The sequence below is a fragment of the Bacterioplanes sp. CLAM21 genome, from assembly GCF_059641015.1.
Map to the genome: position 1 here is coordinate 332,409 of NZ_CM184929.1, position 17,892 is coordinate 350,300.

Below are 17,892 nucleotides of genomic sequence, written 5' to 3' on the forward strand. Positions count from 1 at the left end.
AAAACACCTATGCAAGCCGCTTTGTGAAAATTACAGTCAGCGTGCAAGGACTGATAACCAAGACAAAGGGATTTCACTATGAAATTTACCCCGTGGCTTGTCAGTGCCTGTGCATTACTGACACTTTCCTGCTTTGCTAACGATCGCGCCATTAGCGTGGGCGACTACCTCTACTTGGCGGATGAACCAGGCCTGGCTAACTGTCCAGACTTGGCCTGCAATATCCCAGTTGACCTGGTAATACAAAAACGCCAGGGAGCGCACTACCAAGAAGTTAACCGCCTCGAGCTAACGCGCTTTAACTCTGGCGATCACAACCTGTATCACGCTGATCAGCAGATCGTTTCGGTCTATTCCAACCGGCTGCAAAAAGTCGGTGAAAAAGCCCAATTTATTACTCGCATTACCGCGTTCTCGATTGACGATCCACTTAACCCACATCCACAAACCAGTGCCAAGGTGCCAGGTGAACTGATTGCCAGTCAGCAGCTAGGCAATCATATCGCCACCCTCAGTGCCGAGGTTATCGGCCGCAGTGATAACACTGAAGTGGGGCAAGAGGATGATTCACAATGCACCTGGTTCCATCGTGATGAGTCGCTGCCGCTGCGAGTGAAAGTGCACTTGCTCAGTGTTGACGTGCAAGCTCAAGCGATCAGCGAGCAATGTTTAATACTCGATACTCAAGGGTTATCAACATTAGAGCTGGGTGCAGGTGAAAATAGTCTGCATCTATTGTTATCCGATGGCGAACGTCATCGTGTATATCGCTATCACTGGTTAAACCAGCAATTGAGCCTGCATGGCCATGCCGAGCTACCCCAGCCGTTTGCCTACCATAGCCCCAGCAATATGGTAGTGGAGCAACCAGGCTATTTATTAGTGGCGGGTCAGTTCCCTACCGATAGCGGCTTACACAGTGCCATCGGCGTATATCCACTAAAACGAGATCAGTCGTCCTACCGACTGGAGAAAACCGTTAGCATTGGCTCTGATACGTCCCTGCTGGACAGTGCCAGTCAGGTGTCGGCAGATAAACGCTGGTATCTGGCCACGTCAGATAATAACGCTGCCCACTTGCATGCAATCAATGTACTGCTGCCCGGTCTGCCCTTTCCCTTGGCGACAACGCCGTTAGACAGCAGTGTGCAAACGATTGTCGCCCATGAACATCACCTCGTTAGCCTATACCGTACGGCACTGCCCATTGATGGGCCATTTGAACCGCAACAGTGGCTGACCCTCATCGATAACAGTAATGCCTTTAAGCTGTGGACCATTGCTCAGCAACAACTGGCGAAAGGGTTTGATCAACAAGCGTTGGCCATTTCAGATAGTCGCCGCCAGACCCTGCATTGGACAACGCCTAGGTCGGCAAAGCTGTTGAATATGGTTGAGGCGCCGATCTTCGCCCAAGCAGATCAGATCGGCGAGACGCCAATTGGACGGGCGTTAGATTTAAAAACCTCGACGCTCGAACGCCAGTATGGCTGTTTACCAATTCGGCACAGCTGCTGGTCCGTCAGCAGTGGTGTGGAGCATAACTTTGAACTGCCCTATTTTGGTGCTGAGCCCATTCGAGCAGTGGTCACCCCAGAGGATAAGCACTTTCATTATTTGCTAGGCAACGACAGCCAAACACTAGCCTGGTAACCAACCAGCCACTGCGGATTAACCTCTGTGGTAGCTGGCCATCACCCCGGCGGCACTGATAAACAAGCCGCCGAAAATGCGGTTTTGCAAACGCTGGTGCGCAGCACTGTGCATCCAGCGTTTGAGTTGAGCGGCCAAGCCCGCAAAGCCGATCATCACAATAATATCGACCATCACTAGCGTGCTGCCCATCACCATATACTGCTCAACCGGGTTGCTTGCATTCGGGTTGGCAAATTGAGGAAATAAGGCAACCAGGAAGATAGTAGCTTTGGGATTGCTCAGGTTCACCAACGCCGCTTGCCAGAACTGCTGTGATTTGTTGCTTTGCTGAGTACTGCTGGCATCTAACTCCAGAACAGGCTGTGTCCACTTTTGGTAGCCCAACCACACCAGATACGCGACCCCTAGCCACTTCACCAGTTCAAAAGCCCACTGTGACGTCGCTAACAAAGTGCCTAAGCCAATACCGACCAAAATAATTTGGGCAAGGTAGCCCAACTGTAAGCCCATAATGGCAGGCATACTGCCACCGATGCCAAAACGCAGACCATTGCTCATGGTATTCACCGCTCCGGCACCCGGAGAGATAGAAATCAGTATCGATGCCAACAAAAAAGCCAGCCAGGTTTCGAGTGCCATGGAATATCCTCATCTATGAAGTGAACAAATGGATAACTGCTTACCCTATTCGCGCTGCTATCAGACAACGGCTGAATAACTGGGTGCCCACTGTGGCCTGAAGACTTTGGATTTGCCACTCGAGCTCGTGTTCATAACCATCACACCAAATAAGCCTCATAGTCAGGCTCCTATGGCGATCACAGCGCAGAGCTATTCAGTGCTTCGACAGCGCTGAGTTATGATACCGCGATTAATCCGATCGCTATAAGGAATCCCAGCATGAGCCAAATCACTCGCCAGCACACCAAAGCCCGTATGAGCCGTATCGTTAAGCATAATGGTGTGATTTATCTGTGCGGACAAGTCGGCAAAGATGTAACGCGCAATGAAGCCACAGGCCAGCCTAATCAAGACATCAGCGAGCAAACACAAACCATGCTCGACAAGGTGGACGAACTGCTGCTAGAAGCCGGCAGTGACCGTGAGCATATGCTGTCCGCCACCATATACGTTAAAACCATGGACGACTTTGCTGCCATGAATGCGGTGTGGGATGCCTGGGTACCAGAGGGCCATGCCCCTGCCCGCGCCTGTGTCGAAGCATCGATGGCGCGAGAAGAGTTATTAGTAGAAATCAGCGTGATTGCGGCTGAGAAGCAGAGCTAAGCGAAGGCAAACGAGAGTTAATAAAAAAGGGAGCCAAGGCTCCCTTTTTTATCTAGAAATCACCAACCCGATTAGAAATCCAGGTTAGCAACATTGAGTGCATTCGCTTCGATAAAGGCTCGACGCGGTTCCACATCATCACCCATTAGGGTGTTGAACATTTTGTCAGCCGCAATGGCGTCTTCAATGCTCACACGCAGCATGCGGCGCGCTTCAGGATCCATGGTGGTTTCCCAAAGCTGACCTGGGTTCATCTCACCCAACCCTTTATAGCGCTGAATATTGAAGCCCTTCTGAGCTTCGTGCAGCAACCACTGCACTGCATCCCAGAAGTCTTCTATTTCATGGCGACGTTCACCACGCTGAATATACGCGCCCTCGTCTAACAGGTCAGACAAACGCTCACTCATATCAGCAATGCGCTTGTAACCGTCGCCTTTAAAGAATTCCTGATCCAGCACGTGTTCTTTGGCGATACCATGGGTAACCACCTTCACCAGAACATTGTGACAGCCACGTTCGGCATCTTGCTGAGGTTCCACGTGGAACATACTACCTGAGCGGCCAGCATCTGGCAGACGTTCATTCAGGGCTTCTGTCCAGCTACGAACCTTGTTGACGTCCAACATATCGTCCGCCGTTAAACGGGGCAGGCTCAGCATTTCATGCAACACATGCACAGGCACCAGGTTACCGCGACGACGAATCACATCCTGAGTCTCGCGATAATCGGCCACCAGCTGAGACAAAGCCTCATCGGTAATAGCTGGGGCTTCGGTGCTCGGGTGCAGCGCCGACTTTTCCAGTGCAACGTGTGTTAGGTAACTTTCTAACGCCTCTTCATCCTTGATGTACTGCTCTTGTTTGCCACGCTTGATCTTGTACAGCGGCGGCTGAGCAATAAAGACATGGCCACGCTCAATAATCTCTGGCATTTGACGGAAGAAGAAGGTCAACAGCAAGGTACGGATATGCGCACCATCGACGTCAGCATCCGTCATGATAATGATGCTGTGATAACGCAGCTTATCTGGGTTAAATTCCTCACGCCCGATACCACAACCCAATGCGGTAATCAGAGTGCCCACTTCCGCCGACGACAGCATTTTGTCGAAGCGTGCTTTTTCGACGTTCAGAATCTTACCTTTAAGCGGCAAGATCGCCTGGGTACGACGATCGCGACCTTGTTTGGCAGAGCCACCGGCCGAGTCACCCTCCACCAGGTAGATTTCAGATAACGCCGGATCTTTTTCCTGGCAGTCGGCCAATTTGCCTGGCAAACCTGCGATGTCCAGTGCACCCTTGCGGCGAGTCATTTCACGCGCTTTACGGGCAGCTTCCCGAGCGCGGGCAGCATCGATCATCTTACCCACCAGCTCTTTTGCGGCTTGTGGATTTTCCAGCAAGTATTCCTGGAATAAACGACCCATTTCCTGCTCAACGGCAGGTTTCACCTCAGACGATACCAGCTTATCTTTGGTCTGAGAGCTGAACTTAGGATCAGGCACTTTCACCGAGATAATCGCAGTCAAACCTTCACGGGCATCATCGCCGGTAGTCGCCACCTTGTTCTTTTTATCCAGACCTTCCTGGGTAATGTAAGAATTCAGCGTACGAGTCAGCGCTGCACGGAATCCCGCCAAATGGGTGCCACCATCGCGCTGTGGAATATTATTGGTGTAGCAGAAAATGTTTTCCTGGAAGCTGTCGTTCCACTGCATTGCCACTTCCACCGACATGCCATCTTCGCGCTCAGAGTTGAAGTGGAAGACGTCATTCAGTGCCGTTTTGCCTTCATTGAGGAATTCGACAAAGGACTTCAAACCGCCTTCAAACTCAAACACGTCTTCTTTATCGGCAACACGCTCATCTTTCAGATGAATACGTACACCGGAGTTCAGGAACGAAAGCTCACGCAGACGTTTAGCCAAGTAATCGTAAGAGAATTCGGTTTTGGTAAAGGTCTCTTTCGATGGCAGGAAGGTCACCATAGTGCCTGTACTATCGGTGCTACCGACTTCTTTCAGTGGGTAGTCTGGCACCCCATGGGTGTATTCCTGCTCAAATACCTTGCCCTCGCGGCGAATGGTCAGCTTAAGCTTTTCAGACAAGGCGTTCACCACGGAAACACCCACACCGTGCAAACCACCCGACACCTTATAGGAGTTGTCGTCGAACTTACCGCCGGCGTGCAGTACCGTCAGAATAACTTCTGCCGCAGATACGCCCTCTTCGGGGTGCAGCTCGGTCGGTATGCCACGACCATTGTCCGACACGGACACTGAGTTATCTGGGTGAATGACCACGTCGACGGTATCGCAATGGCCTGCCAGAGCCTCGTCGATGGAGTTATCGACCACCTCAAATACCATGTGGTGCAGGCCAGTGCCGTCATCGGTATCGCCAATGTACATGCCTGGGCGCTTGCGCACGGCATCCAGTCCTTTCAGGACCTTAATACTGGATGAGTCGTAACTCTGCTCACTCATTCGGTGTTCCTCTTAAATCGCAATATCCCTGATGCCCAGATTGGCATCAAGGAAGATCATTCGTGAGTTGTGCTGGCCGGTAACGAGGCGAGGTCTGTCTCCATGACCACACCATGTTCCACGTGGAACACTTTGCTGGCCGTTGGACGCCAGATGTCCGTTAGCTTGTCTTTATCGATGCTGGTGATAAAGACCTGACATTTTAAGTCTTCCAGCAGTTTGCATAAAGCAAAACGATGCTTTTCGTCTAACTCAGATGCCAGATCATCCACCAGGTAAATGGTGCGTCTTTGGCTCTCTTTTTGGAACAAACTGCCCTGGGCAATCTTAAGGGCAGCCACCACAGTTTTCTGCTGACCACGCGACAGTATTTCAGCCGCTGGCAGTTTTCCAGTGCGGATTCTTAGCTCTGCCCTATGGGGCCCGGATTGGCTGTAGCCAACCGTTAAATCACGCTCTTGCTGACGCTCCAGCACGTCTGCAAGGTCGGTATCCTTATCCCAGCCGCGGTAGTATTGAATCTGTACATCGATGCTGCTATCGAGCTTAGCCAGAATGTCCTCAAACTCGGGGCGAAAGCGATCCAGATAAGCCTGACGCTGACCATCGATTGCTTCGGCACTTTCTATAAAACCGGGGTTCCATACCTCAAGCCAGTGCTGTTCCTTTTGCTTTAGTACCGCATTGCGCTGCTTCAATTGCTTGCGGAAGGTTTTCCAGTGATCCATAAAGCTGTGTTCCACGTGGAACACACCCCAGTCGATAAACTGTCGACGTTCTTCTGGCGAACCCGACAATAGTCGAAAGGTATTGGGCTCAATCACCTGAACTGGTAGCCAATGTGCCGCTTCGGCCTGACTGGTTAATACCGAGCCATTCACCTTTAATAACTGATCACCGGTTTTCAGTCGCAAGCTGTACAGCTCAGCTGAGCCAAGATGCTCATCATCGAGCTCCAGCGATAGCTCGATTTGCTCCTGCTGGTGATTCAGTACATGTTTGATTTGGCTGGTACGGAAAGACTTTCCAGACGCCATTAGCGCAATGGCTTCTAACACACTCGACTTACCTGAGCCGTTGTCGCCATAAAGAAAGTTAATGCAAGGATGAGGGGCTAATGCCAGTGGCTGCAGATTACGCACACCACTGACATTGAGTTGCCGAATAGGCATGATTCGTCAGTCAACCTACATGATGATCGGCATAACCAGATAGGTCGCGCCACCACCTTCGAACTCTTCGTTCGCTTCCACCACGGCACTGGTTCTCGCATCAGATAGAGTAATTTTGACTTTTTCGACATCAATGGCGGACAGCACGTCCTGCAGATACAGCACGTTAAAGCCGATTTCCAGCTCGTCGCCCTGATATTCAATCGCCATGGCTTCTTCGGCTTCTTCCTGCTCTGGGTTATTAGCAAAAACCCTCAACAGATCTGGGCCCAATACCAGACGCACGCCACGATACTTTTCATTCGACAAAATAGCGGTGCGTTGCAATACCTGACGCAGTTCCTGACGGCTAGCCATCATTACGTTAGTGCCGTTTTTAGGGAAGGCACGACCATAGTCAGGGAATTTGCCGTCGACCAGCTTAGAGGTAAAGGTGAAGGCCTCAGTGGTCAGACGCAGGTGATTACTGCTCAGCGCCACCTCGACACTGGCTTCTGGATCGGCCATTAACTTAGCCATTTCCAGCACGCCCTTACGCGGCACGATGATTTGCTGAGTCGTGTCCAAGCCGGTGATATCAACGAAGGCCGTCGCCAGACGATGACCATCCGTCGCGACCGTGCGCAACTGACGAGCGCTCACTTCAAACAGCATGCCGTTGAGGTAATAACGCACATCTTGCTGCGCCATGGCAAAACCAGCCTGCTCGATCACGCGGCGCAGCTTGCCTTGCTCAAGGGTGAACAGCTGCTCGCCGACAATGTTTTCCACATTCGGGAATTCAGTCGCAGGCAACGTCGATAAGGTAAAGCGAGAACGACCAGAGCGAACATTGACGCGCTGATCATCTTGTTCAACTTCGATTTGTGCACCATCAGGCAAGGTACGGCAAATATCCATCAGCTTTTTCGCCGGTACCGTAATTTCACCTTCCTGGCCAACCTCATCCAGCGTTACCCGACCGACTAACTCGACTTCCAGGTCTGTACCCGTCAACGATAATTGCTGACCCTGGACCTCCAGAAGCACGTTCGACAGCACTGGTAGCGTCTGGCGTTTTTCCACCACACCCGCCACCAGCTGCAATGGCCGAAGAAGGGCTTCCCTAGAGATAACGAATTTCATGGTTCTCCACTCTGTCTAGGTTGTCAGTGAGCGCAACAGGTTTTTGTAATCTTCCCGAATATCTGCGCTGGATTCCTGCAATTCTTTAATTTTACGACATGCGTGCAGCACTGTCGTGTGGTCTCGACCGCCAAAAGCATCACCGATTTCTGGCAAGCTGTGATTGGTCAGCTCTTTGCTCAATGCCATGGCCACTTGTCGCGGCCGAGCAATCGAGCGGGTACGGCGCTTAGATAGTAAATCAGAGAGTTTAATTTTGTAATACTCAGCCACGGTACGCTGAATATTATCCACACTGACTTGCTTATCCTGCAGCGCCAACAAGTCTTTCAACGACTCTTTAATAAACGGCAGGGTGATTTCACTGCCGGTAAAGTGTGAGTTGGCCACCACGCGCTTTAACGCACCTTCTAGTTCACGCACGTTCGAACGTATCTTTTGAGCGATAAAGAAGGCCGCATCATCGGGCAAATGAACTCCGGTTTGCTCGGCTTTCTTCATCAAAATGGCGACCCGAGTCTCTAACTCCGGTGGCTCCACTGCAACTGTCAAACCCCAGCCAAAGCGACTTTTTAATCGCTCTTCCAGGCCATTAATTTCTTTTGGATAGCGATCACAGGTCAGAATCATCTGCTGACCACCTTCCAGTAAGGCATTAAAGGTGTGGAAAAACTCTTCTTGGGAGCGCTCTTTGCCGGCAAAAAACTGAATATCGTCAATCAGCAACGCATCCAAGCCGCGATAAAAGCGCTTGAACTCATTGATGGCATTTAGCTGCAGTGCTTTGACCATATCCTGAACAAAACGCTCGGAATGCACATACAGCACCTTGGCATTGCCATTTTTCTTTTGCAGATAGTTACCCACAGCATGCATCAAGTGGGTTTTACCCAAACCTACGCCACCATATATAAATAGTGGGTTGTACGATCCGCCGGCATTTTCTGCCACCTGACGCGCGGCTGCATGGGCTAACTGGTTGCTCTTGCCTTCCACAAAGGTATCGAAGGTAAAGGTTTCGTTCAAAAAGCTCTGGTGCTTCAATCCCCCTTCAACCTGTACATTGCGCTCACGTGAACGCACAGGTTCATGGCGATGGGACGCAGTCACCGTCCTTTGCGGCACAGGCTCTGGCACATCATCTAGTAACTCGCCTTGCATTGGCGGCGCGCTGCCTCTGGGGGCCGCAAAGCCATAGTTAGCCTGGCTATTTGAACGAGGCGCAGGGCGCGGTGGTGGCGAGGTCGGACGCGACTTCACTTGCGGGCGGAACATAGGCTGAGATTCACCGACTGCCAATTCGACGTGGGTAATACGACCACCATTCAACTCAGACAGTATCTCTTGAATGCGTTGCAGGTATTTGTCTTTTACCCAGTCTTTAACGAATCGATTCGGTGCACTGAGCACAAACTGGCCATCGTCAGCGCTAGCAACCAGCGGACGAATCCAGGTGTTGTATTGCTGGGCCGGCAGCTCATGCTGCAGCTGACCCAAACACTCTTGCCACAAAGCGGTCACGGCTACCTCAAATTCAGATGATATTGGCGATGCGCAAAACAGCCCGCCATTCTACTGTAAGCCCTCTGGGTTATCCACAGCATATTCGAGCGGCGTTGATAAAACACTCATAGATATCTACTGCCCTGTGGATGACTACACAATAACAACTGAACAAATGTGGACGAAAGTAGCAGCAAAAAAACCGTTGTGTACAAATGCCACTTTCATCCACGGTTATTCCGCTACCAATTCGCAGCTAACTCAGTCCTTATAAGCAGCGTTATCATCTCTGTAAGGTATTGTTTTATATAGGTTTTTTATGGTTACTCACAGAAATCAGCCTACTTAAGAATAGAAATAACGAACTTCTACTCTCTTTCTCAAAAGACATTCATGTATTCACTTATTCAAAAATGTGAACATTGGATAACTTCGTCACCATGGCAAAATAAGCAACACTGGCTTGATGGTTTAGTTCACTGGGCTACAGCACTGCAGAAGCGCGACACAAAATGCTACTGTGATCAAAATTCAGTCATTGCCTTCATTGATCCTTTCTCATACAATTGCCGGCCTTAATTTTCAGGCCCATGGTGATTATCGCGAGATAGTGCTTGGGGTCTTGGCTTAATTCTCTTAACCGAGTGACTTTGTTATGAAACGTACCTTTCAACCAAGCGTTCTGAAGCGTAAGCGTACTCACGGCTTCCGTGCTCGTATGGCAACCAAAAACGGCCGTCAGGTATTGGCTCGTCGTCGCGCCAAAGGCCGTCACGTACTGTCTGCTTAATACTGCTTCGCTGCCGCTGATCGATGCTTGATAACGGATTTCCCCGTCACTCTCGGTTGTTGAAACCAGCAGAGTTCAAGCGGGTCTTTGATCACACTGAATTACGCGGCAGCACTGCTCACCTGTTGGTATTGGCCAGTGCTAACGAATGCGGGCACCCTCGCATTGGTTTTGTGTTGGCAAAGAAACAAATCAAACATGCTGTCGCTCGCAATCGCGTTCGTCGGCTTGTTAGAGAATCGTTTCGTCTGCATCAGCATGACCTGCCGTCGCTAGACTTAGTGGTACTGGCCCGAGGGGGATTGGTAGCACTAGACAACCAGCAGATTCGTGAGATGATTGACGCCCTTTGGTTCCGATTGAAGCGTCCAACCCATGGAAAACGAGCTCCAGGTCAACGCAAACAGCGACCCAAGTCTGGGCGCTAAGTGTTTGCTGTCGCTCATCCGCTTTTATCGGATCGCCATCAGTCCACTGATTCCTAGCCGCTGTCGCTATTATCCGACCTGTTCTGAATACGGCATTGAAGCCATTCAGAGCCATGGCGCCTGGCGTGGCAGCTATTTGACCGTTCGGCGCTTGTTGCGCTGTCATCCGTGGGGCCGCCATGGATACGATCCGGTACCCGATTCCCATTCATCCAACTGTAGTCAACGGAAACCCTAATCATGGATATCCGCCGCTCGATTATTCTTATTGGCTTGGCCATTTGTACGTACATGCTGATCCTGGCCTGGAACGACGATTATGCCAGCCAGCCCCAGGACAGCCAGCCGATTGCGGCCACGCCGTCGATGCAAGATGCTCCTCTCACGAGTACAGCTCAAAGCGCTGATAGCGATGCGCCAGCGGTAGAAACCAGTGCCGCTACTGCTGAACCAGCTCAGCAGGCTTCAGGACAGCTGATTGAAGTAAAAACTGACGTACTCGACCTGACCATTGATCCTCTGGGTGGTGAGGTGGTTGAAGTATTGCTGCCCGCCTATCCCGCTTCCATTGAGCAAAAAGATGTGCCTTTTGTGCTGTTGGAGCGCAATGAGCGCCGGACTTATGTTGCCCAAAGCGGTTTATTAGGTCGTGATGGCATCGACAGCCAAGGCAAAGCACTGTTTGCCAGCGAGCAAACCGAATATCAATTAAGTGACGATCAGCAGTCACTGCAAGTGGTGCTGACCCACCGCAATGACAAAGTCGAAGTAGAAAAGATCTTCACCTTTGTCCGTGGTGAGTACCTGGTCGATGTTAGCTATCGCATCAACAATATTTCCGATCAGCCGTGGCAGGGTGTGTTTTACGCTCAGTTAAAGCGTGACGGTTCTGGTGATCCATCACAAGGCAACCAAATGGGCATGCAGTCCTATTTGGGCGCGGCGCTGACCACCGAGGAAAACAAATACGAAAAGGTGTCGTTTGACGATCTGGAAGACGGCCCTTACAAAGAGGTCGTGAATGGCGGCTGGGCGGCCATGTTGCAGCACTACTTCTTGTCGGCCTGGATCCCAGACCAAGACCAGCCTCACACCTACAATGGCCGTTACAGCTCTGGTAACTACCTGTTTGGTTTTTACAGCCAGGCTACTCAGGTGGCAGCTGGTGACACAGCAACCGTGGGCGCCAAGCTATACATAGGTCCTAAAAACCAAAAACACTTGGGTGATATCGCCGAATACCTGGATCTGACCATCGACTACGGCTGGCTGTGGTTTATCGCGCAACCCTTGTTTGCTGTGCTCAACTTTATTCAATCCGGTGAAATCAGCGTGTTTGGTTGGTTTGATATCGACTTCGGTGGCGGTGTTGGCAACTGGGGTGTGGCCATCATCATTTTGACCATTTTGATTAAGATACTGTTCTTTAAGCCATCGGCGATGAGCTATCGCTCCATGGCCAACATGCGCAAAGTTGCGCCGAAGATGCAGGAGCTGAAAGAGCGTTACGCCGATAATCGTGAAAAGCTGGGTCAGGAAATGATGAAGCTGTACCGCGATGAAAAGATCAATCCACTTGGTGGTTGTTTGCCAATCCTGATTCAGATGCCGGTGTTTATCGCCCTGTATTGGGTATTGATGGAGTCGGTTGAATTGCGTCAGGCGCCTTTCTTCCTGTGGATTGAAGACATGTCGATCAAAGACCCTTTCTTCATCCTGCCGCTGATCATGGGTGCTTCGATGTTTATTCAAATGAAGCTCAACCCAGCACCCGCGGACCCGATGCAAGCACGGGTTATGCAGTTTATGCCCATCATCTTTACCGTGTTCTTCCTCTGGTTCCCGGCCGGACTGGTCCTGTACTGGGTAGTGAACAACATCCTGTCGATTGCTCAGCAGTACTACATTACTCGCCAGATCGAAAAACAATCCTGATGAAACAGGCCCTGCATTCGCAGGGCCTGCCCTCTTTTGCGGGCTAAGGTACAATCACGCGTTTCCGTACCTTTTCCAACTCTGGACCGCACATGACCCACGCCCTTCACCAAGACTCTATCGCAGCCATTGCTACAGCCCCTGGTCGTGGTGGCGTTGGCATTATTCGTATTTCCGGGCCGCTGGCGCTTAAGGTGGCCGATGCGGTGCTAGGTCTTACCCCTAAGCCCAGATACGCCCACTATGGCCCCTTTAAGGCCGTCAGCGGCGAAGTATTGGATGAAGGCATTGCTTTGTTCTTTGCTGGCCCCAACTCCTTCACCGGCGAAGATGTGCTTGAGCTACAAGGCCACGGTGGCCCTGTGGTGTTGGATTTGCTGTTACAGCAGGTGGTGGCATTGGGCTGTCGTTTGGCGCGCCCCGGTGAGTTTTCCGAACGCGCCTTTTTAAACGACAAAATGGACCTGGCCCAGGCCGAGGCCATTGCCGACTTGATCGATTCTGCCTCTGAGCAAGCGGCACGCTGTGCCTTGCGCTCGCTGCAGGGCGAGTTTTCACAACGTATCCACACCCTTCTGGAGCAACTTATCCACCTGCGCATGTACGTTGAAGCGGCGATTGATTTTCCCGAAGAAGAAATCGACTTTTTGTCAGATGGCAAGGTCGATGCCCTGTTAACTGAGGTTGAGCAGGCTTTGTCGGCTGTACTGCGCGAAGCCAATCAAGGCTCATTGCTACGAGAAGGCATGAATGTGGTGATTGCCGGCCGCCCCAATGCCGGTAAATCGTCGCTGTTGAATGCCCTGGCTGGCCAGGAGCGCGCCATTGTCACCGATATCGCTGGCACCACCCGTGATGTGTTAAAGGAACATATCCACATTGATGGCATGCCACTGCACATCATTGATACCGCTGGCCTTCGCGATGCCCCTGATGAGGTAGAACGTATCGGCATTGAGCGCGCCTGGGCAGAGATAGAACAGGCCGATCGGGTATTGTTAATGATCGACAGCAGCAGTGAGGAGACCGACCCGCTGACGCTGTTACACGCTCTGTATGACGGCCAACAACAGTCTAATGAGTTGGCAGAAACTCTGTGGCAATCAGGCCGCTTAACCGTGATCCGTAATAAAGCCGATCTGGCGGGGTTAGCGGTGGGTGAATGCACAGATGAAGCGGTACCGACTTTAGCCTTGTCGGCCAAGTTGCAACAGGGTGTGGATGCCTTACGTGAGCATTTAAAACAGGTGATGGGCTTTGATGCTGCGGCCGAAGGTGGCTTTCTTGCTCGACGGCGCCATATCGATGCCTTACATCGCGCTGCTGCGGCACTGGAAGCGGGTCGCTTGCAGCTGCAAGGAATGGCGGCTGGAGAGTTACTGGCAGAGGATCTGCGTATGGCACAGCAGGCATTGAATGAAATCACCGGCGAGTTCAGCGCCGATGATCTATTGGGCGAGATCTTCGGCAGCTTCTGTATAGGTAAGTGATTCAGAACTGAGGTACTGCTGGATAATCTGCTGGTAACGGCCGCTGCGTTTGAGTGCCTCAATGCCTTTATCAAAATCGTCGCGCCATTGTGCGCGACTAAAAGCCATCTGGTAGTGCACAGGCTCAAACAAACGAAAGATATCCACAGCTTGCTGGGTACTGACCTTTTGCTCTTGCCGGCGATAGTACTGAAAGATGTTGATATCAAGCACAATCACGTCAACACGTTCGCCGTACAGCATGGTGATTTGCGCTGATTGGCGGGCGACCTCCTGATAATCGGCGGCTTTATCGACCTGCTGCTGAAAGGCTTTGCCCAAATAACGACGCGCGTTTTGAAACGCCAACACGCTGTAGGGCTGTAAGTCTGCGAATGATTGCAGTGCCAAGTTTCGTTTGGCCAGTGCCACGGCGACGTTGCGGTAGGTGATGTAGGGCTTAGATAAAAAAGCCGAGTTATCCACGGTTTGCTCAGTGACGGTAATGGCGGCATGCACCTGCTGTTGCATCAGCAGCTCGGGTACACGTCGAAAGGGAGCGTAGAGCGGAATCAGGGTATGGCCCTGGCTGGCTAACGCTTCGCGCACGATATCCAGCTCAAAGCCACTGTCTTGGTCGGCGATAACATATGGCGGCAAGGCCAGCCCCACAGCTACTCGCAACGTGTCTGCCTGGGTACCGATGGCTTGAGCTAGCCAAAGTACGGTTAACCATCGAAAGCAACCAAGCATTGTCGCCCCTCGCTACCGAGAACTATGAGCAGCAGTATAGAAGGGTCAGGGCCGTTGTGGCCCTAAACACTCTAATGATCTATCAGACCGTCTTATAGCTTTGCTGTTCTGCTTGCCAATGACCCAGTAGCTCACGATTGTCGTGATCCCAAGGATGAAAATCACGGCGAAAATAATCTAAATAATCACGCCATATTTTTCTTACCATTCCTGGCTTTAAAAAATAAAACTCAAAACCTTTCCACCAGGTTTTTGGATGAAATAATTTACCGTCTTTCCATAAAAAAACTGCCTGATAAAGACTGGTTCTAAGACAGAACATGATAGTGACATTAATCATGGTAATAATTCTAAGCCAGTAACTTCCAACCGCCTGCTGATAAACATCATAAGCGACAGCTTTATGTTCTGTTTCCTCGATGGCATGCCAGCGCCACATTTGCTTAAATTGCGGATGCATGCCCTCGGTTGCTTGTGGGTCGGTTAATACCTGATGAGCCATAATGGCAGTAAAATGCTCTAATGCGCAGGTTATGGCTAAACGGTGAGATTTAGGCACCCATTTTTTCATCCATATTTTTTCGGCCTTTTCTATACGATTTATGCGGTCAATCGGGTAGCCCCACTTTTTTAAATAATCGTTATATTGCGCGTGCTCATGTCCATGAATAGCTTCTTGCTTGATAAAACCTTTTATTTGCTGAAGTAGTTTTTCATCATAAATTTTATCTTTATGAGCGCGAACTGCGTCCATAAACATGCGCTCACCTTCGGGAAAAAGGCAGGACAAAGCATTCATATAGGTCGAGCGAAAGGCGTCGTTGGCAAACCAGTGCCGCGGAATATCATCCAGCTCAAATTCAAAATCCATCTTCCGACCAGGTATTTCAATACTGGCACTGATTTCCTGAGCTGTGGTCATAACGGCACCTATGGCAGGGTTATTTGATGGTTAAACTTTAGCGCCGATAAAGCCTTGCTGACAGGTGAGCTAATGACAGTTTAATTGCGAGCTGAGTGGCTGCGATGACCGTCTTTCACCCGATCATCGCGATTTCGAGATGTGTTTAACCGATTAACTGAACACCATTACAAGCTACTTAAGGTGGCCAGCCAGGCTTTGGTGGCTTGCAGACGGGTTTGCTCAGCCTCACCACGATCAATCATCAACGCCCCTTCCAGCGCGCTGACCACCACTTTCGCCAGCTCGTCGCGTGGCAACGCCAATAAACGGGCGTTGGCTAGGCTATGGCTGATCCACTGCTGCAGCTCGGTGAAAAAGGTTTGCACCACTTGGCGGTGATCGTCATTAAGGCTGTCGATTCCGGCAGCATAGGCCTGACATAAGCACTGCATCTGCTGTTTATGATCATTGCAGAACACGTCGGCCAAAATGGTCAAACGCTGGCGTGGACTGCTGATATCGCGACAGCGGCGCTGCAATTCGTTAAAGAAGTGCTTGTGATAATCCTTGGCCAGCTCCAGCAATAGGGCATCGCGGCTTTTAAAGTGGTAATGCACTGAACTGGATTTAATGCCTGCGGCTTTACCCAGCTCACGAAAACTGGCGGCAGCCAGGGTTTTTTGGCGAATTTGTTCCGTGGCTATCATCTTGAGCTGATCACGCATTTCAGACATCCGGTGTTCTCCCTGCGGATAGAGTTAATAGGCCTAACAGACGTTAGTTATGCACGCGCAACAACAGAATGCAAGCCTTGCTTGATGACACTTATAAAAAACTAAATCACAGAGTTATACACAGGCTGTGTGGAAACCCCGAGAATCTACTACCAAGCTATTAGATTGATGAGCAGAGTTATCAAAGCCCGAAATGAAGCCGCTGACGGCTTACGCTAGCAACAGGCTACAGTTTTTCAGTGATTGACCGATAACCCTATGAGGCGGCTAATAATAAAGTTATTCACAGCTTCCCTAGTCACAAGGTTGATAAGGTTATGACAGGTTTAAAACGATCTTGCTGGGCAGTTACGCCGTTATTGTTAACGGCCTGTTTGGCGGCACCTGATAAGAGCAGCGAAGTCACGAACGATGAAGGCGATGAAGTCGCCGCCGCAACCCAGGCGTTAAACGGCTACTGGAATGGCGAATTTGACGGCGTCAGCGGCCTTCGAATGCTGATTTACAACGGCAATGTGTATGGCGTAGACAGCAGCCGTGGTTATTACGGCACAGTCACCTTTGCCAGTGCCGAGCAAACGGCGCTATTGGCGTTGCAAAGCTACAGCCTAAATGTCGGCTCAGAAGCCGATGCCGAGCAACTGTTGGCTGACGGCACTAACCAAGACTACGACTTTGATCTTCAGTTAACCTCGGTCAGTAGCAGTAACGATACCTTGGTCGGGGCTTTTGCTGTGAATAGTTCCACCAGTGGCCGCGTGCAACTCACCGATGATGGCAGTTGGAGCAACAACAGCTCCATCGGCCGGTTAACGCCTGTGGGTAAGTGGACAGCCGAAGGTTACGAGTTGTTTTTATCACGTGCGTCCAATACCAGTGCCACGTTTACCGGCCTTGGCATCAGTGAAAGCAATAGCGGCTGCAACTTTCGCGGCACCTTATCCACAGTGAACACCAGCAATAATCTTTATTTGGCCAGTTTAACTGATCGCGATAGCTGTGCCGGTGACGATGTCGATTCCGATACCCCCATGTCCGGCTATGCCGGTATTAACAGCGCCGGTGAGCTGGAGTTTTATCTACGCGACGACGATCGTCTGCTGTTTATGACCTTTGCTGCGCCTACCAGCGGTGACGACTCATCCGGCGACGATTCATCCGGCGACGACTCATCCAGCGACGATTCATCCAGCGACGATTCATCCAGCGACGATTCATCCAGCGACGATTCATCCAGCGACGATTCATCCAGCGACGATTCATCCAGCGACGATTCATCCAGCGACGATTCATCCAGCGACGATTCATCCAGCGACGATTCATCCAGCGACGACTCATCTACTGCTTAACTTGTTGGTAACTCTGTTGAGAGCGTGCATAAAACCCGGGCATGACCTGGGTTTATTTTTATCTACAGTCTGAATAAATCCATGAACACTTCATTTATCCCCACTCATCCAAAGCTTTATCAACATCCTAAGGCACTGAAACATAGGCTTTTTGCTTAAAACTGTGGGTGGGTCGAATAACTCTGATCACAGGTATAAGCCGGTTGTGGATAACGGGCATAACTTTGCTGGTTAAAATTTGCACAAAGCGCTGCCCGTTGGCTGACTTCGCTGTTATAATGCGCGCCCTTTTGCGGCC

Annotated in this window: 16 protein-coding genes; 8 read left to right on the top strand and 8 right to left on the bottom strand. The window is 50.9% G+C overall.

What is annotated here, in order from left to right:
• Positions 1-78 precede the first annotated feature (78 nt).
• The gene (locus AC55FS_RS01525) at positions 79-1,653 is read left to right on the top strand and encodes a hypothetical protein (RefSeq protein WP_496934302.1); all 1,575 of its coding nucleotides are present in this window, start codon (positions 79-81) and stop codon (positions 1,651-1,653) included.
• A gap of 18 nt (positions 1,654-1,671) precedes the next feature.
• On the opposite strand, the gene rhtB is transcribed toward AC55FS_RS01525, so the two are convergent.
• Positions 1,672-2,295 (bottom strand): homoserine/homoserine lactone efflux protein, encoded by a 624-nt coding sequence (gene rhtB, locus AC55FS_RS01530; protein WP_496934303.1) that lies wholly within the window; start codon positions 2,293-2,295, stop codon positions 1,672-1,674.
• 261 nt (positions 2,296-2,556) lie between these two features.
• Here rhtB and AC55FS_RS01535 point away from each other — a divergent pair, with 261 nt between their 5' ends.
• Positions 2,557-2,943, top strand: coding sequence for a RidA family protein (locus AC55FS_RS01535; protein WP_496934304.1), 387 nt, complete (start codon positions 2,557-2,559; stop codon positions 2,941-2,943).
• Positions 2,944-3,014: 71 nt separating this feature from the next.
• On the opposite strand, the gene gyrB is transcribed toward AC55FS_RS01535, so the two are convergent.
• The 4 genes from gyrB to dnaA are packed head-to-tail and all read right to left on the bottom strand — an operon-like array spanning position 3,015 to position 9,250.
• Entirely contained in the window at positions 3,015-5,432 is a 2,418-nt protein-coding gene (gyrB, locus tag AC55FS_RS01540) for a DNA topoisomerase (ATP-hydrolyzing) subunit B (protein WP_496934305.1), read from the bottom strand.
• A 56-nt stretch (positions 5,433-5,488) separates the two neighbouring features.
• Positions 5,489-6,604: a DNA replication/repair protein RecF gene (gene recF, locus AC55FS_RS01545; protein ID WP_496934306.1), complete on the bottom strand. Its 1,116-nt coding sequence runs from the start codon at positions 6,602-6,604 to the stop codon at positions 5,489-5,491.
• A 15-nt stretch (positions 6,605-6,619) separates the two neighbouring features.
• Positions 6,620-7,729, bottom strand: coding sequence for a DNA polymerase III subunit beta (dnaN, locus tag AC55FS_RS01550; protein WP_496934307.1), 1,110 nt, complete (start codon positions 7,727-7,729; stop codon positions 6,620-6,622).
• 15 nt (positions 7,730-7,744) lie between these two features.
• A complete protein-coding gene (gene dnaA / locus AC55FS_RS01555; RefSeq protein WP_496934308.1) occupies positions 7,745-9,250 on the bottom strand; it encodes a chromosomal replication initiator protein DnaA in 1,506 nt (501 codons plus the stop codon).
• A 637-nt stretch (positions 9,251-9,887) separates the two neighbouring features.
• Here dnaA and rpmH point away from each other — a divergent pair.
• The 5 genes from rpmH (at position 9,888) to mnmE (ending at position 13,875) form a co-directional block, all read left to right on the top strand.
• Positions 9,888-10,022, top strand: coding sequence for a 50S ribosomal protein L34 (gene rpmH, locus AC55FS_RS01560; protein WP_094059166.1), 135 nt, complete (start codon positions 9,888-9,890; stop codon positions 10,020-10,022).
• A gap of 23 nt (positions 10,023-10,045) precedes the next feature.
• The gene (rnpA, locus tag AC55FS_RS01565) at positions 10,046-10,450 is read left to right on the top strand and encodes a ribonuclease P protein component (protein WP_496934309.1); all 405 of its coding nucleotides are present in this window, start codon (positions 10,046-10,048) and stop codon (positions 10,448-10,450) included.
• The gene (gene yidD, locus AC55FS_RS01570) at positions 10,398-10,688 is read left to right on the top strand and encodes a membrane protein insertion efficiency factor YidD (protein ID WP_496934310.1); all 291 of its coding nucleotides are present in this window, start codon (positions 10,398-10,400) and stop codon (positions 10,686-10,688) included. Before rnpA ends, yidD begins: the two co-directional genes overlap by 53 nt.
• A 2-nt stretch (positions 10,689-10,690) precedes the next feature.
• A complete protein-coding gene (yidC, locus tag AC55FS_RS01575; protein WP_496934311.1) occupies positions 10,691-12,385 on the top strand; it encodes a membrane protein insertase YidC in 1,695 nt (564 codons plus the stop codon).
• A gap of 92 nt (positions 12,386-12,477) precedes the next feature.
• On the top strand, positions 12,478-13,875 hold the full coding sequence (mnmE, locus tag AC55FS_RS01580) for a tRNA uridine-5-carboxymethylaminomethyl(34) synthesis GTPase MnmE (protein ID WP_496934312.1): 1,398 nt from the start codon (positions 12,478-12,480) through the stop codon (positions 13,873-13,875).
• Here mnmE and AC55FS_RS01585 read toward each other — a convergent pair.
• The 3 genes from AC55FS_RS01585 to AC55FS_RS01595 all read right to left on the bottom strand — a co-directional run bounded on the left by AC55FS_RS01585 (position 13,834) and on the right by AC55FS_RS01595 (position 16,245).
• Positions 13,834-14,607 carry a substrate-binding periplasmic protein gene (locus AC55FS_RS01585; RefSeq protein WP_496934313.1) on the bottom strand — a complete coding sequence of 258 codons (774 nt, stop codon included), beginning with the start codon at positions 14,605-14,607 and terminating at the stop codon, positions 13,834-13,836. The genes mnmE and AC55FS_RS01585 overlap by 42 nt on opposite strands.
• A gap of 82 nt (positions 14,608-14,689) precedes the next feature.
• Positions 14,690-15,529, bottom strand: coding sequence for a metal-dependent hydrolase (locus AC55FS_RS01590; RefSeq protein ID WP_496934314.1), 840 nt, complete (start codon positions 15,527-15,529; stop codon positions 14,690-14,692).
• 167 nt (positions 15,530-15,696) lie between these two features.
• The gene (locus AC55FS_RS01595) at positions 15,697-16,245 is read right to left on the bottom strand and encodes a TetR/AcrR family transcriptional regulator (RefSeq protein WP_496934315.1); all 549 of its coding nucleotides are present in this window, start codon (positions 16,243-16,245) and stop codon (positions 15,697-15,699) included.
• 317 nt (positions 16,246-16,562) lie between these two features.
• Here AC55FS_RS01595 and AC55FS_RS01600 point away from each other — a divergent pair, with 317 nt between their 5' ends.
• Positions 16,563-17,594, top strand: coding sequence for a hypothetical protein (locus AC55FS_RS01600; protein WP_496934316.1), 1,032 nt, complete (start codon positions 16,563-16,565; stop codon positions 17,592-17,594).
• Positions 17,595-17,892 lie beyond the last annotated feature (298 nt).